15 protein-coding genes are annotated in these 14,623 nt (G+C 64.7%); 7 read left to right on the top strand and 8 right to left on the bottom strand.

All coding sequences use genetic code 11. The annotated features are described in order from the left end of the window. The first annotated feature begins 15 nt into the window (after positions 1–15). From CIT37_RS09350 to CIT37_RS09340, 3 genes are all read left to right on the top strand, one after another. A complete protein-coding gene (locus CIT37_RS09350) occupies positions 16–888 on the top strand; it encodes a carbohydrate ABC transporter permease (protein ID WP_028140277.1) in 873 nt (290 codons plus the stop codon). Further along, positions 885–1,736 (top strand): carbohydrate ABC transporter permease, encoded by an 852-nt coding sequence (locus tag CIT37_RS09345; protein ID WP_018317827.1) that lies wholly within the window; start codon positions 885–887, stop codon positions 1,734–1,736. The genes CIT37_RS09350 and CIT37_RS09345 overlap by 4 nt, the downstream gene beginning before the upstream one ends. Before the next feature lie 113 nt (positions 1,737–1,849). Beyond that, positions 1,850–2,842, top strand: coding sequence for a hypothetical protein (locus tag CIT37_RS09340; RefSeq protein ID WP_038948428.1), 993 nt, complete (start codon positions 1,850–1,852; stop codon positions 2,840–2,842). On the opposite strand, the gene CIT37_RS09335 is transcribed toward CIT37_RS09340, so the two are convergent. The 5 genes from CIT37_RS09335 to CIT37_RS09315 all read right to left on the bottom strand — a co-directional run bounded on the left by CIT37_RS09335 (position 2,775) and on the right by CIT37_RS09315 (position 10,035). Beyond that, positions 2,775–3,587 (bottom strand): ABC transporter permease, encoded by an 813-nt coding sequence (locus tag CIT37_RS09335; protein WP_095426775.1) that lies wholly within the window; start codon positions 3,585–3,587, stop codon positions 2,775–2,777. The two genes, CIT37_RS09340 and CIT37_RS09335, sit on opposite strands and share 68 nt — an antisense overlap. A 4-nt stretch (positions 3,588–3,591) precedes the next feature. Then, on the bottom strand, positions 3,592–4,506 hold the full coding sequence (locus CIT37_RS09330; RefSeq protein WP_095426653.1) for an ABC transporter permease: 915 nt from the start codon (positions 4,504–4,506) through the stop codon (positions 3,592–3,594). Next, positions 4,503–5,675 (bottom strand): ABC transporter ATP-binding protein, encoded by a 1,173-nt coding sequence (locus tag CIT37_RS09325; protein WP_038970878.1) that lies wholly within the window; start codon positions 5,673–5,675, stop codon positions 4,503–4,505. Before CIT37_RS09325 ends, CIT37_RS09330 begins: the two co-directional genes overlap by 4 nt. Before the next feature lie 74 nt (positions 5,676–5,749). Continuing rightward, on the bottom strand, positions 5,750–7,210 hold the full coding sequence (locus CIT37_RS09320; protein ID WP_095426776.1) for a glycerol-3-phosphate dehydrogenase: 1,461 nt from the start codon (positions 7,208–7,210) through the stop codon (positions 5,750–5,752). A 137-nt stretch (positions 7,211–7,347) separates the two neighbouring features. Further along, a complete protein-coding gene (locus tag CIT37_RS09315) occupies positions 7,348–10,035 on the bottom strand; it encodes a sensor domain-containing protein (protein WP_028140282.1) in 2,688 nt (895 codons plus the stop codon). A 202-nt stretch (positions 10,036–10,237) separates the two neighbouring features. Here CIT37_RS09315 and CIT37_RS09310 point away from each other — a divergent pair, with 202 nt between their 5' ends. Then, entirely contained in the window at positions 10,238–11,341 is a 1,104-nt protein-coding gene (locus tag CIT37_RS09310; protein ID WP_028140283.1) for an NAD(P)/FAD-dependent oxidoreductase, read from the top strand. Between the two features lie 175 nt (positions 11,342–11,516). Here CIT37_RS09310 and CIT37_RS09305 read toward each other — a convergent pair whose 3' ends face one another. Next, entirely contained in the window at positions 11,517–11,696 is a 180-nt protein-coding gene (locus CIT37_RS09305) for a YdcH family protein (protein WP_026201910.1), read from the bottom strand. A gap of 329 nt (positions 11,697–12,025) precedes the next feature. Here CIT37_RS09305 and CIT37_RS09300 point away from each other — a divergent pair, with 329 nt between their 5' ends. The 3 genes from CIT37_RS09300 (at position 12,026) to CIT37_RS09290 (ending at position 12,848) form a co-directional block, all read left to right on the top strand. Beyond that, entirely contained in the window at positions 12,026–12,232 is a 207-nt protein-coding gene (locus tag CIT37_RS09300; RefSeq protein WP_008546179.1) for a YdcH family protein, read from the top strand. A gap of 122 nt (positions 12,233–12,354) precedes the next feature. Further along, complete coding sequence (locus CIT37_RS09295) at positions 12,355–12,573, top strand: hypothetical protein (RefSeq protein ID WP_028140284.1); 219 nt, start codon at positions 12,355–12,357, stop codon at positions 12,571–12,573. A gap of 23 nt (positions 12,574–12,596) precedes the next feature. Next, positions 12,597–12,848, top strand: coding sequence for a hypothetical protein (locus CIT37_RS09290; protein WP_028140285.1), 252 nt, complete (start codon positions 12,597–12,599; stop codon positions 12,846–12,848). On the opposite strand, the gene CIT37_RS09285 is transcribed toward CIT37_RS09290, so the two are convergent. Both CIT37_RS09285 and CIT37_RS09280 read right to left on the bottom strand, forming a co-directional pair. Continuing rightward, positions 12,845–13,570 (bottom strand): GGDEF domain-containing protein, encoded by a 726-nt coding sequence (locus CIT37_RS09285; protein WP_081494282.1) that lies wholly within the window; start codon positions 13,568–13,570, stop codon positions 12,845–12,847. The two genes, CIT37_RS09290 and CIT37_RS09285, sit on opposite strands and share 4 nt — an antisense overlap. A gap of 202 nt (positions 13,571–13,772) precedes the next feature. Continuing rightward, positions 13,773–14,621, bottom strand: a complete 849-nt coding sequence (locus CIT37_RS09280) for a hypothetical protein (protein WP_152036327.1) — start codon at positions 14,619–14,621, stop codon at positions 13,773–13,775. Between the last annotated feature and the right edge of the window lie 2 nt (positions 14,622–14,623).

Raw genomic sequence — 14,623 nt, 5'->3', positions numbered from 1 at the left:
AAGAGTCCGAAAAGAATGGCGATCACGCTCTCTGGCGATCAGGCACTCCCCGGCCCGCCCCTGTCGTCGCGGCTGACCCCGCCGCAGGTCTGGGGCATCGTGCTGCTTGCGCCCTATCTGCTCGTTTTCCTTGCCTTCGTGGTCTACCCCGTCGGCTACGGGCTGTGGCTGGCGCGGGCCCCGTCGAATTATGTCGCGCTCTACAACGATCCGATCTTCGCGCGCGCCGCGGTTAACACGCTGATCTTCCTGGTCATCGGCATCAACATCAAGATGCTGATCGCGCTGTTCCTGTCCGGCTTCTTCGCGGTGCAGCGCCCCTGGATCAAATGGCTCTCGGTGATCTTCATCCTGCCCTGGGCGGTGCCGTCGATCCCGACCATCCTGTCGGTTCGGTTCATGCTCAATCCCGAATGGGGCATGGTCAATCACCTCATCTTCTCCCTGACCGGCGATGACGGCCCGAACTGGCTCAACGACCCCACCGTGGCGCTCAGCATGGCGATCGCGGTGCACATCTGGAAGTCGCTGCCGTTCTGGACGCTGATCCTGATCACCGGCCGCCTTGCGATCTCGCACGATCTGTTCGAGGCCGCCGAGGTCGACGGTGCGAGCTGGTGGCAGAAATTCCGCTACATCACCTGGCCGTCGATGCAGACGCTCTACGTCACCTGCACGCTGCTCTCGATGATCTGGACGCTCGGCGACTTCAACAGCGTCTATCTGCTCACCGGCGGTGGCCCGGCCGACCTCACGCATGTGCTGTCGACCCTCGGCATCCGCTATCTCCGGCTCGACCAGCTCAGCCTGGCCATGGCATCGATCGTCTGCGCAATGCCGTTCGTCCTGCCGCTCGTGTACTTCATGATGAAACGGTTGTCGCGATGAAGCTCCCCACCCTGCGCGAAGTCGCAACCGAAGCGCGGTTGCTGCTGATCGGCATTCCCGTCTTCCTCTGGACGATGATTCCGATCTACCACATGTTCCTGTTCGCGATCTCGCCGAAGGAGGACGCATTCTCCGGCAAGCTGTGGCCGGACCATCCGACGCTGCACAACTTCGAAATCGTGTTCAAGCAACAGCACTACTTCCTGCGCGACTTCTACATACAGTTCTGGAACTCGCTGGTGATCGCGGCATCCGTCGGCGTGCTGACGCTGTTCATCGCCACCGCCGCGGCATTCTCGATCTCGCGGCTGAAGGTGCCCGGCGGGCGGGTCGTGATGAATCTCGCGCTGTTCACCTATTTCATCCCGGCGGCGTTCCTTGCCGTGCCGATGTACCGCACCATGGGCAATTACGGCCTGCTCAACAATCACTGGTCGCTGATCCTGGCGATGGTGACCATCGCCAGCCCTTACGCGATCTGGGTGCTCAAGCAGGCCTCCGACAAGCTGCCCGTCGAATTGGACGAAGCCGCCGTGATGGACGGTGCGACGACCCTCCAGATCTTCCGTCTGGTCTACCTGCCGCTGATGATGCCCTCGCTGGTCGCGATCGGCACTTATGCGGTGCTGCTGGCCTGGAACGAATATCTCTACGCGTTCCTGCTGCTCTCGAACGACCGCGAGATCACCCTCCCCGTCGCGCTCGGCAACTTCCTCGCCGCCGACGACTCGCCTTGGGAGCTGTTGATGACGACCGGCTTCATCTACGCACTGCCGCCGGCCGCGATCTACTATGCCTTCCGCCGCTACATGGTGGGCGGGCTCACGGCAGGTGCGGTGAAGTCCTGACGCGACAGGACGCAACGGGTCGCCGCAAGCAGGACGTTCGAGCGACAACGTGGACAATTGCGGGTTGTCCACGCCTGCTCTAACCTCCGTGCCCCAATGCAGGGCACGGCATCATGCGCAGCAACGACGCGATCCATCTCGGCCTGATGCTGCTGGCGCTCGCGGCGGCCTATCTGATGCCGTTCGAACTGCTCCTGCTGGCTTATGTCGTGCTCGGCCCGGCGCACTACTTCACCGAGATTTCGTGGCTGCACGACCGCAGCTACTACCTGCCACATCGCGGGATTGCGGCAGCCCTCGCAATCATCGCCGTGGTCGCGGCCCTGATCGACAACGCCTCCTGGTTCGGCTTTGCGATGTGGGGCGCGCTGATCGTCTGCGCCATGCTCGCGGCCACCACCTCGGCGATCGAGAGCATGCTGCTGTTCATGACGGCACTCGCCCTGTCCGCGATCATGTATTCGAGCGGGTCTTCGCTCGCGGTCATCGGCATCCTGATTCCGACCCTGGTCCACGTCTCGCTGTTCACGCTGATCTTCATGGTGCTCGGCGCGCACCGATCCGGCAGCCGCGTCCAGGCTGCGCTGGTGGCTGTCTACCTCGTCGCGATTGCTACGATCCTGCTGCTGCCGCCAACCGCCGAAGTCCGGATCGCAAGCTTTGCCCGGGTTGGACAGGATTATTTCGGCAATGTCGGCCCGGCGCTCAGCCGGCTGTTCGGCGTACCCGGTCTCGTCCTCGACACGAGGCTGACGAGCCTGCTCGCCTTCGTCTATACCTATCATTACCTCAACTGGTTCATCAAAGCCGACGTCATCCGCTGGACCGCAGTCCCGAAGGCGCGGCTGGCGGCGATGGCCGCCGCCAGCGCAGCCTCCACCGCGCTCTACTTCTACGACTACGCGTTCGGTTTCACCTTCCTGCTGGCGCTGAGCCTGATCCATATCCTGCTGGAATTTCCGCTCGACGCCCTGGCGCTGCGGCAACTCGGGGCGGCGGTGCAGGGCGCGGCGCGAGGATGGCACGCTGCACGAACGGCTACAGCGGCGCCGCGCTCTCGCCCTGCGAGCTCGACAGTTTCGAAGCGAGCGAGGCGATCACGATGACCACCGCGATCAGGGCGATCACCAGCGTGCAGATCGCGTTGATCTCCGGCTTCACGCCCAGCCGCACCTCGGAATAGATCCGGATCGGCAAGGTCGCCGACCCCGGCCCGGTCGTGAAGCTCGCGATCACGAGATCGTCCAGCGACAGCGTGAAGGCCAGCATCCAGCCTGCGACGATCGCGGGGGCGATCAACGGCAGCGTCATCGAAAGAAAGGCGCGGACCGGGTCGCAGCCAAGGTCCATCGCCGCCTCCTCCAGCGAACGGTCGAGCGAGCCGAGGCGGGACTGCACGACCACGGCGACGAAACACATCGTCAGCGTGGTATGCGCGATCGTCACCGTCCAGAAGCCGCGCTCGGCGTTCAGCGCGACGAACAACAACAGCAGCGACAAGCCCGTGATCACCTCGGGCATCACCAGCGGGGCGTAGAGCATGCCGGAGAACAGCGTGCGGCCGCGGAAGCGCTCGCCGCGCGACAATGCGACCGCGGCGAGCGTGCCGAGCAGCGTGGCGATGGTCGCGGAGGAGACCGCGACGCGAAAACTCATCCAGGCCGCCTCGATCATGGCGCGGTCGTTGAAGAACTCGTGATACCAGCGCAGCGACCAGCCGCCCCACACCGTCACCAGCCTTGAGGCGTTGAAGGAATAGATGACGAGGATGAGGATCGGCAAATAAAGGAACGCCAGCCCCAGCGCGAGCGAGGCGACGTTGAAACGGGACAGGCGTGAGACCTTGCGCATGGCGTCAGCGGCCCTGTTCCAGCTGCCGCTTCTGGAGCCGCTCATACAGCAGCAGCGGCACCAGCAGCACCACCAGCAGCACGATGGCCGCAGCAGAGGCGACCGGCCAGTCTTTGTTGGTGAAGAATTCGAGCCACAGGGTCTGGCCGATCATCAGCGAATTGGAGCCGGCCAGAAGGTCCGGGATGACGAATTCGCCGACGATGGGAATGAAGCACAGCAGCACGCCGGCACCGACGCCGGGCAGGGACAGCGGGAAGGTGACGAGCCAGAACACCTGCCACGGCGGCGCGCCGAGATCGCCAGCCGCCTCCTCCAGCGCTGGCTCCATCTTGGCGAGCGTGGCGTAGAGCGGCAGGATCATGAAGGGCAGATAGGAATAGACGATGCCGATATACATCGCGCTGTTGGTGGAAAGCCAGACCAGGGGCTGGCTGACCAGGTGTAGCGCCAGCAGGATCTGGTTCAGCAGCCCGTCGTGCTGGAGGATGTTGATCCAGGCATAGATGCGGATCAGGAACGAGGTCCAGAACGGCACGATCACCAGCACCATCGCCACCGCCTGCCAGCTCTTCGGCAGTCGCGCCATGCCGTAGGCGATGGGATAGCCGATCAGCAGCAGCAGCGCAGTCGCGGTCACAGCGACGGTGAGGCTGCGCACATAGGCGAACACATAGATGTCGTCGGAGACGAGCAGCTTGAAATTGTCGATCGACAGTGCGGCAAAGGCCGCCTTGAGCGCGTCCCACCCCGCCATCAGGTCGAACACCGGCTCGTAAGGCGGCTGCGCGATCGCCGTCAGCGACAGGCTGATCTTGAGCACGAACGCGAACGGCACCAGGAAGAACAGCACCATCCAGACATAGGGGGCGATCGCGGCAAAGCGCGCCGGACGCGCGAAGATACGGCGGGAGCTCATGACGGCAGCACCACGCAATCATCGGGCGTGAACCAGGCGACGATTTGCTGGCCCACGCTATAGGCGTCGACGTCCAGACGCGCGCTGTTGGCGACGGAGGCCCGTACGATTCCGCCGGTATCGAGCTTCACTTTATAGGTGGTGGTGCCGCCGAGATAGCAGATGTCCGCGATCACGCCGTCCAGGCTGTTGATCGTGGTTTCACGACCGGCTTCGCTGACCGGGGCGCGGCGCGACAACTTGATCTTCTCGGGACGAATCGCGATCGAGAATCTTCCCGCGCCGACCGGTTCGCGCGGCTCGGCCACCACCAGCGTACCCGCATCACGCGTACCAATGACCAGACGATGACCGTCGCGCAATCTGGTCTCGCCGTCGAACACATTGACGTCGCCGACGAACTCCGCGATCCAGCGCGAGCGCGGAGCTTCATAGAGCTCGCGGGGGCTCGCGACCTGAGCAAGCCTGCCGGTGTTCATCACTCCGATCCGGCTCGCCATCGTCATGGCTTCCTCCTGGTCGTGGGTGACGACGATGAAGGTCATGCCGAGCCGGCGCTGCAGCTCCATCAGCTCGCCTTGCGTATTCTCGCGCAGCTTCTTGTCGAGCGCCGCGAGCGGCTCGTCGAGCAGCAGCAGTTGCGGGCGGCGCGCCAGTGCGCGGGCAAGCGCGACGCGCTGGCGCTGGCCGCCGGAGAGCTGATCCGGCTTGCGCTTCTCGAGCCCTTCGAGCTTCACCAGGGCGACCATCTCGGCCACACGGCCGGCGATGTCGGCGCGTGCCATGCCGGCGCGCTTCAAGCCGAAGGCGATGTTGTCGCGCACCGACAGATGCGGAAACAACGCGTAATTCTGGAACATCATGTTGATCGGGCGCTCATGCGGCAGCGCCTGCGCGATGTCCTTGTCCCCGAGCAGGATGCGCCCCTCGTCCGGCGCCTCGAAGCCGGCGAGCATGCGCAGCAGCGTGGTCTTGCCGCAGCCGCTCGGGCCGAGCAGCGCGAAGAATTCGCCAGCCTTGATGTCCAGCGAGACGCCATCCACGGCGCGGAAGGTGCCAAAGGTTTTGGCGACGCCCTCGATGCGCAGCAGCGGCTGGCCCGCCGCAGGAAGCGCATCTCCGCCGGCCGCATCAGCCGCGGCGCCTGTTCTGGGCAACTCGTCCGTCATGATCCTGCCAACCCCGATTCCGCCGCACGCTAGCCGCCGATCGTCCCTAGCTCAACCGTGCCGGGAGAGATCGTTCACATCACATTCGCCATGAACGACGCCAGCGCGTCGCGATCCGCCGCAGGCATGGTCAGGCCCAGCTGGGAGCGGCGCCACAGGACGTCCTCGGGGAAGCGGGCCCATTCGCGAGCCATCAGGTAGCGGACCTCGGCGCCGGTCAGTTCGGGACCGAAGCCCGGGCCGAGATCGTCGCGGCTCCTGGCGTCACCGAGAACTGCGGACAACCGCGTCCCATAAGCCCCGACCAGACGCTGGGCCTCTGGCTCCGACAGAAAGCGCCAGCGGTCGCGCGCAAGGTCGACTTCGGTGTCGAAACGCTCCCAGGCAAAATCTCCGCCGGGCAGCGCGGCGCCGGCAGTCCAGGGCGGCGACATCGGATAGAACGGCGTCAGCTTCGTCACCGCCCACTCCGCGCGCAGGCGCGAGGTGGTGACGTCGCCGCCGAACATGGTGAGCAGCGGCGCCTTGCGCCGGCGCGCATGGAACAGCATCGTGCCGTCGCGGCCGCGCAGGGACGCCAGCGCCAGGTTGACGCCGGAGACTGTCCGGACCACGTCGGTCGGGGCGACGCGCTGACGAAAATAGCGGCTCGCCGCTTCGCAGAGATAGCCGACGTCGGCCCCCGGCATCGCCACAATTGCGGGATCGCCGGTGAAGGCGTGCGTGACCGTGCCGATCAGCGTGAAGTGGCCCTCGAACGGGCGGGCGAAGATCAGCCGTCCATCATTGTTCTGAAAGACGTAGACGTTCTCGGAATCGAACAGCCTGGGCACGATGATCTGGCTCATCTGCGTGGCCGCCATCGCGGGCTGCGGCTGCCGCAGCACGGTCTCAGCAACCATTGGCGTCCAGCCGCCGGTGGCGTTGGCCAGTGCCCGCGCCGTGATGGTGCGGCGGTGGCCGCGATCGACCACCGCGAGCCGCCAAATGTCGGTTCTGTCCGCACGGACGCAACGCGCACCAGTCCGGATCGCCGCCCCATGCTCAGCGGCATCCAGCGCCGTCAGCACCACCAGGCGAGAGTCATCGACGACGCAGTCCGAATATTCGAACGCCGTACCGAACGGGCGCTTCAGCGCGTTGCCGACCGGATGATGCGTGATGTCGAGAGTGGCCGAGGGCGGCAGGCCGCCCCGGTTCGTGAGACCGTCATAGACATACAGGCCGGCACGCAGCAGCCATGGCGGCCGCTCGTCGGAATGCGCGGGGATCACGAAGCGCATCGGCCGGACCAGATGCGGTGCGATCCGGAGCCAGGTCCGGCGCTCGGCCAGGGCCCGGCGCACCCGCCGGAACCCGCGCCGCTCCAGCACCGACAGATCGCCGTGGATCAGCCGCGGTGTTGCCGACGATGCCGCGCTGCCGAGATCGCCCTGCTCGAACAGGATCACCCGCAAGCCGCGGCCTGCCGCATCGCGCGCGAGGCTGACACCGTTCAGGCCGCCGCCGATGATCGCGAGGTCGTAATCCGCCATGAAGCCGTCGAATGGAAGCAAAGCGCCCCATCATCACTAGAGCCATTTCCGTTCCGATGAAATCGGAACGGGGTCTCTAGGTTCTTATTCTGACGGTTTTTCTTGACGCGAACCGGCGTCCACTTCGCTCGAACGCTCTAGCCGGTCTTGAGCGCAAGCTCCATGACTTCAGCGCGGCCGACGAGCCCGGCATATTTCCCGATCGGCAGGGGCCTGCCGAGCAGATAGCCCTGCACGCCGTCACAGCCCTCCTTGGCGAGGAAGGCGAGTTGCTCGACCGTCTCGACGCCCTCGGCGATGATCGACATTTCGAGGCCGTGGCCGAGATCGATCACCGCGCGCACGATCGCAGCCGATTGCGGATTGCGGCCGAGATTGGTGATGAAGGCCCGGTCGATCTTGATCTTGTCGAACGGGAACGCCTGGAGATAGCTCAGCGAGGAGTAACCGCTGCCGAAATCGTCCATGGAGATGCGCACGCCGAGCGCCTTCAGGCGGCGCAGCAGCGCGAGGCCCCGGTCGAAGTCCTCGATCAACACGCCCTCGGTGATCTCCAGCTCGAGCCGGCCGGGTGCAAGGCCGGTCTCGAGCAGGATCGAATGGACGAGGCCAACCACGTCGCCGTGCATGAACTGCGCCGGGGACAGATTGACCGCGACCTGGAGCGGCTTCGGCCAGGACGCCGCCTCGCGGCAGGCCTCGCGCAGGATCCACTCGCCCATCTCGACGATCAGACCGCTCTCCTCGGCGATTGGGATGAATTCGGCCGGCGAGACCTGGCCGCGTACCGGATGCTGCCAGCGCGCCAGCGCCTCGAAGCCGATGATCTCGCTCTCGGCGACGCTGTGGCCGGCGGCGCCCTGGGGCTGGAAGGCAAGCGAGAGCTCGCCGTTCTTGATGGCCACCGACAGGTCCTGGTGCAGCACGCGGCGGTCGCGGATCTGCTGGTCCATCTCCGGCTGGAAGAGGCTGATCGTGCCGCGCGACTTCTGCTTGGCGCGGAACAGCGCCGCACCGGCATTGGCGAGCAGCGAGGCGCCGTCAGTGCCATTGTGCGGGAAGATCGACATGCCGGTGGTGACGCCGGCGCGGACCGCCCGGCCGTCGATCTGGAAGTCCTTCGCGACGGCGTCGCCGATCTGCTGCGCCAGCGCAAGACCCGCGTCCGGCTGCTTGCCGTCGATGATCAGTCCGAATTCGTCGCCGGACAGGCGCGCCACCACGCCGCCACGGGCGGAGTCCTGGAGCCGCTTGGCCACCTCGATCAGGAGCTTGTCGCCGAGCGCATGACCGAAGACGTCGTTGACCTCCTTGAGGCCGTCGAGGTCGACGCAGAGGACGGCGAACTCCTCGCCGGTGCCTTCGCAGGCCTCGATCATCTGGGTCAGCGCCTGAAGGAAGGCGGCGCGGTTCGGCAGATCGGTGAGGCCGTCGTGATAGGCCATGTGCGCCATGCGCGACTCGGTCTGCCGGCGGTCGGTGACGTCCTCGTGGGTCTTGATCAGATATTGCGGCTCGCCGGTATCGCCGAGCACGGTGGCGCGGCGGGTCAGGAACAGCCGCAGGCCGTCCTTGGTGGAGATCGGATGCTCCTCGGTGATCATCCCGCGTTTCTTGATCGCGGCCTCGTCGCGCGCGATGATCAGCTTGGCTTCCTTGGGGTTGAAGATGTCGGACGCGGTCAGGCCCGTGGCCTCCTCGCGCCGGCGGTTGAGGATCGTCTCCGCGCTGCGATTGGCGAGCAGATAGCGGCCGTCCTTGACCTGCTCGACGATCAGCGCCACCGGGATGTTGTCGACCACCAGCTCGAGGAACTTCTTCGTGCTCTCCAGCTCCTGCGACAGCGACCGGCGGTCGGTGATGTCCTCGAACACCAGCAGCAGAAACTCGGGCTTGTTGCTCTCGTTGCGGACCACGATCCGAATCGAGGCGACCATGCGCCGCTCGCCGCCGCGGTCGACCTCGAACTCGTTACGGAACTGGCCGTCCGGGGAGTTGAGCGCCGCCCGGTCGGTCGCCTCGATACTGGCTGCCGAGACCGGCGCAAACAGCTCGCGTGCGTTCTTGCCGACGGCATGATCCCGCGAGAACCCCCAGAACCGCTCATAGGCGCTGTTGGCGAAGATGTAGCAGCCGTCCTCGATGTTCTTCGCGGCCACGCAGGCCGGCACATGGTCCAGCACCGATTCCAGGAATTGCTTGGTGGAAGCGAGCTGTCGCGACAGCTTGCGCTGCTCGCTGACGTCCAGATGCGTCGCCACCGAGCCGCCGTTCGGCAGCACGAAAAACTTCACCAGGATGGCTCGCCCGTCGGGCAGCTCGGTGACCAGGCCGTTGTGGCTCGCCGCCTTCTCGTAGAATTCGTCGTCGGAGATGCCGCCGAGCACCCCGCGCTTGCGCCGGAGCTTAAGAAGCTCATGGCCGTCCATATTGGCCCAGAGTTCCGACCGCGTCAGGCCGTAGATCTCGAGATAGCGGTCGTTGCAGAAGATGATGCGGCGCTGCGCATCCGTCATGACCACGCCCTGATTGAGATTGTTCATGGCGGAGGAGACGAAGGCGTTGCGCCGCAACTGTAGACGCCTGGTCCGGCGCAGCGAGGAATGGATCCACAGCACGATCGCGCCGAGGAACGCGCAGACGACGATGCCCGCGATCAGGACTTCCCAGACCACGTTGGGATCGAGCTGGCCGAGATAGCTCGGCGCGGCGAAGCCATCCGACAGCGCAAAGGCGCGCGCGGGCGCAACCGTGCCGGCCAGGCACACAACGGCCTGCACAGCAATCGGAAGCGTGCTGCCCTCGTGCCAGTTCTTCTCAGCCATCAGCCACCCGCGATTTCAACGTCGGATTGTCTGGCTTCACGCGTTTGGATCGGGTAAACGCCTGTACGCGCAACAGAAAAATGTGACGTGAAATACGGCAATTGCCCTGACATGATAAATTCTTCCTTAACGGAAAACGGCCGCGCGGCATTCTCTCCAGGCCTGATGCCACCGGCGCCTCCAGCGGACCTCCTGCACAACCATGGATAAGGTCGATTGCGTCGTCATCGGAGCCGGCGTGGTCGGGCTCGCGGTGGCTCGAAAGCTTGCGCAGGCCGGACGCGAGGTCATCGTGCTCGAGGAGGCCGAGGCGATCGGCACCATCACCTCCTCGCGCAACAGCGAGGTGATCCATGCCGGCATCTACTACCGCGCCGGGAGCTGGATGGCGCGCATGTGCGTCGACGGCAAGCACGCGCTCTACCGCTACTGCGCCAAGCGCGGCATCCCGCACAAGAATTGCGGCAAGCTGATCGTCGCGACCAGCCCGCAGGAGACCGAGAAGCTGCAATCGATCAAGGCGCATGCCGAGGCCAATGGCGTGCTCGACATGCAGCAGCTCACGGGCGAGGCGGCACGCGCGCTGGAGCCGGCGCTGGCCTGCGACGCCGCGCTGCTGTCGCCATCGACGGGCATCATCGACAGCCACGCCTACATGCTCTCGCTGCGCGGCGAAGCCGAGGAAGCCGGCACGGCGTTCGCGTTTCACACGCCGCTGATCCGCGCCAAGGCGGCGAACGGCCTGATCGAGATCGACGCCGGCGGCGAGGCGCCAATGACGCTGCAATGCGCCCTCCTCGTCAACGCCGCGGGGCTCTCGGCGACCAATGTGGCGCGCAACATCGACGGCATGCCGCTGGACCGAATTCCGCGCGCCTATCTCGCCAAGGGAAATTACTTCAGCTGCAATGCCAAGGCGCCGTTCTCGCGCCTGATCTACCCGGTGCCCGAACCCGGCGGGTTGGGAGTGCATCTGACGCTGGACATGGCAGGCCAAGCGCGCTTCGGCCCTGACGTCGAGTGGATCGAGACGATCGACTACGAGGTCGACCCGTCACGCGCCGAGCGGTTCTACCCGGCGATCCGCAAATACTGGCCGACACTGCCTGACGGCGCGTTGATGCCGAGCTATTCGGGTATCCGGCCGAAGATCGTACCGCCCGCGGTGGCCACGCAGGACTTCCTGATGCAGGGCCCGCGCGATCACGGCGTCGCTGGCCTGATCAATCTGTTCGGCATCGAATCGCCAGGACTGACGTCGTCGCTCGCGATCGCAGATCACGTCGCCGAGCTCGCAGACATCTGAAGCGTTTTCGAGCGACGTGGATATCAGTTCGCGGCAAGACAACGCGTTGCGACAAAAACCAAACACCGCGCAAACTTCTTTGCACGGTTTCTCACCTTTGTTGCAGGGATGAGCGCAAAAGCTCCCACCCCTGCGGGATAGGGGTATGTTCAACTCTACGCTGTTGCGGGGGGTACTAGTGGAGCGTGTCGCCGTGCCTCAGACGCTCGATCTGGTCCTTGACCATCAACTTCCGGCGCTTCAACTCAACAATTTGCAGGTCGTCTGTTGAAAGGTGCACGAGAGCTTCGTGCAATTCGTTTTCGAGAAGTTTGTGCTTCCGCTCCAATTCAACGAGATGTGCCTGAATTGTCATTCGAAACCTCCTCGGTAGGGTTGAACCTCAGGATTCGATCCGGACAAGGAAGTGTACATCAGCGATTCGTTCTGTCGATGGGTAACCGTCGCCGCAGCTTCATTTTTGAAAATTCATATGTAACGAAGCGTGAGTAAAGGAACCGCGCGGGAAAAATCCATGATATCAATGCGCTTGCGCAGCGCCGCAGCGATCAGCGGAAATATGTCGCTGGAGATCGGCGAACGATGGTCGCAGATCGCTTGCGATCACGCCGCGCAAGGACGATAATTTCCACAGGGCATCCACAGCCTTAATCCCACGCCTATCGGTTTTCGGCCACCGCAGACATGACCAATGAAGACGAGCGTGAGCTCGAAGCCGAGCTCACCCGGTTGCAGCAGGAACACCGAGATCTCGATGCGGCGATCGATGCACTGCATCAATCGCCCGCCCCCGACCTATTGCGGTTACAGCGCTTGAAGAAGCGCAAGCTGTTGTTACGAGACCGCATCGCGTTCATCGAAGACCAGATCACCCCCGACATCATCGCCTGACCTGCGATCCGGCTTTCCCTCGCGCGGATGAATCCGCTTGACTCCAAAAGAACAAAATAGGAACATTCGACGACCCCAGCGCCCCCAGAAAACGCCCAGGACAACTGACAAGGACAATGCAGATGTCGACAGCCGCCCTTCTCGACAACAGCCATTATGAACAGGCGTGCGATCAGGCGATCGCGATGTGCGACGGCAATCTGCGCAGCACCATCAAGGCGCTGATCATGGCCAACGAATATCTGGAGGCCGAGCTGGAGGAATTGCAGGCGGCGATTTCCGCCGGCTGCATTCCGGACACCTCGCGCAGCAAGATGCGGAGCAAGAGCAGCGCCGCCTGAACCGTCAGCTATCGGAGCCGATCATGCCCGACGTCACCTACTACGTTGCATTGCCCTTCCTGATCGACGAGGACGGATCGCCGGTGGCGGGTGCTGCCGAGGAATGCCAGACATCGGCTGCCGCCCTGCGTCGTGCGGAAATGCTGGCGCACGGCGCCGGCCATATCGGCGCCGTCGCCTTCAGCCGCAGCGGCGATCCCCTGACCGGCGAGTTTGGCGACGCCAAATTGCTGCGGAAATTCGGTAACGTACCGCCAGATCTCAGCGCGCTTTAGCTGCCGACCAGCCTGACCCCCGGCTCGTGCCGCCGGTGCGCCTTGCGCACATACATGGCGGCATCCGCCTCCTCCAGGGCGCGGCCCGGGTCGGACTGCGCCCCCAGAAGCGCGACACCGGCGGAGGCGCCCGCGGTCACCTCCTGGCCGCGAAAGACAAAGGACAATTCGTCGACCGCCTGCTCGAAGATGGCCGCCTTCGCCTTGGCGTCGGTCTCGCTGAGATTCCACAGCAGCAGCGCGAACTCGTCGCCCCCGAGCCGGCCGACCACGTCGGAGGCACGGACCTGCCGCGTCAGCGTGGCGGCAATCGCCTTGAGCACCTCGTCGCCGGCGCCATGACCGAACGAATCGTTGATCGGCTTCAACCGATCGACGTCGAGCACGATCAGCGCCCCGCTGGCGCGGTAGCGCTTCATGTAGGCGATGGCGCGCGCGAGCTCGCGCTCGAAGCCGCGCCGGTTGGGGATATCGAGCAGGAAATCGGTGTCGGCCGCAGCTTCCAGTTCCGCGACCCGGCGCTGCGCCTCCTTGAGCTTGGCCCGCAAGCCCCGGATCGTCGTCCTGACGGCATCCTTGGCTCCATCATCGCCCGAGGCGCCGCGCGTCGGCGGCCCCGCCGAACGCCTGGTCAGCCGTTTTGGGGCGGCTTTGGATCGGCCGGCACTGGTTTTCCGGCCCTTTTTGGCCTTCGCAGCGCCCGCCCTTTTTGGTTTCTTCATGGGCATCCTGCTCAATGCCGGGTGGCGGTTCTAGAAAAGTGCGGTAAAATAGGGCTCCCCGCGAGCCGGGTCCAGTCCGGGGCTACAACCGGGCTACGCGGGAAGGACGCTGGCCGCGCCGCAGGAAGTACCCTGGCCGCCAGCTGTGGGGGTTGTTGCCATGAACGCGGACACTCGCCCACTTGTCCGCGGCCGCTCGACGCTAGGCGGCGATCTCACTCTTCTTAGGCACAACTGCCACTCCCAAGACGGCGGCCGGGCTGGCCTTGTCGCGCCGAGGAATGGTGATGCCGTTCCCCTCGGCCTGCACGATGTAGAACTCCTCCTCCAGCTCCAGCGCACGAATGCGATTGTCGAAATCGGCCAGCTTCTTCTTCCGGTCGTTGGGATGCATGACGACGAGACCTCGCCGCAGCTCGTCGGCCCGGATCTCGTCGATCCGCGCGTGCAAGGCCTCGGCGAGCCGGTCGCCGTCTAGCCATGCCAGCATCGCGATGGCCTCGGCTCCTGAGCCAGTCCAGCTGCTGGCGTGCTGCACGCTGAGGCGACCGTTCTCGACCTTGATGCTCGGCACGCCCTGCTTCGCGAGGGCGTCGACGTGACGGTCGGCCTGAAGGTACAGGTCCTCGACCGGGGGAACCGAGCTTGCCACGCTCTTTCGCGTACTGAGCAGCTGCTCGATCTCGATGCGCACGATCTCCACGCACTCCTGCAGGTCGTCGCTCTCATCGCGGTGCCAGTCGACGACGGGAACGTCAGTCAGTTCGACCCCAACGGGTAGAGTGTCCAGCCACGAGCTCAGGCACGCGACTTGACGCGCAAGGCGGGCGTGATGCGTCTGCTCGATCTCGCGTCGGCCGTGTAGCCGCTGGACCTCCAGCTCCAGTGCGGCCCACCGATCGGGATCGGCGTCTTGGTTGATGTTGCGCATCGCTGCCTGTGCCTCGCGGATGCGCCGCATGGTCAGGTCGACGAGGCTCCGAGATTGGTCCACCTCGTCGGCAAGCGCCGAGAGTTTGGCCGCTGCTTTTGCAGTCAGTCTGCTTGTCATTT

Source organism: Bradyrhizobium ottawaense (assembly GCF_002278135.3).
Classification (GTDB): Bacteria; Pseudomonadota; Alphaproteobacteria; order Rhizobiales; family Xanthobacteraceae; genus Bradyrhizobium; species Bradyrhizobium ottawaense.
Note: the sequence above shows the minus strand (reverse complement) of the source record. Positions and strands in the feature narration are given on the sequence as shown.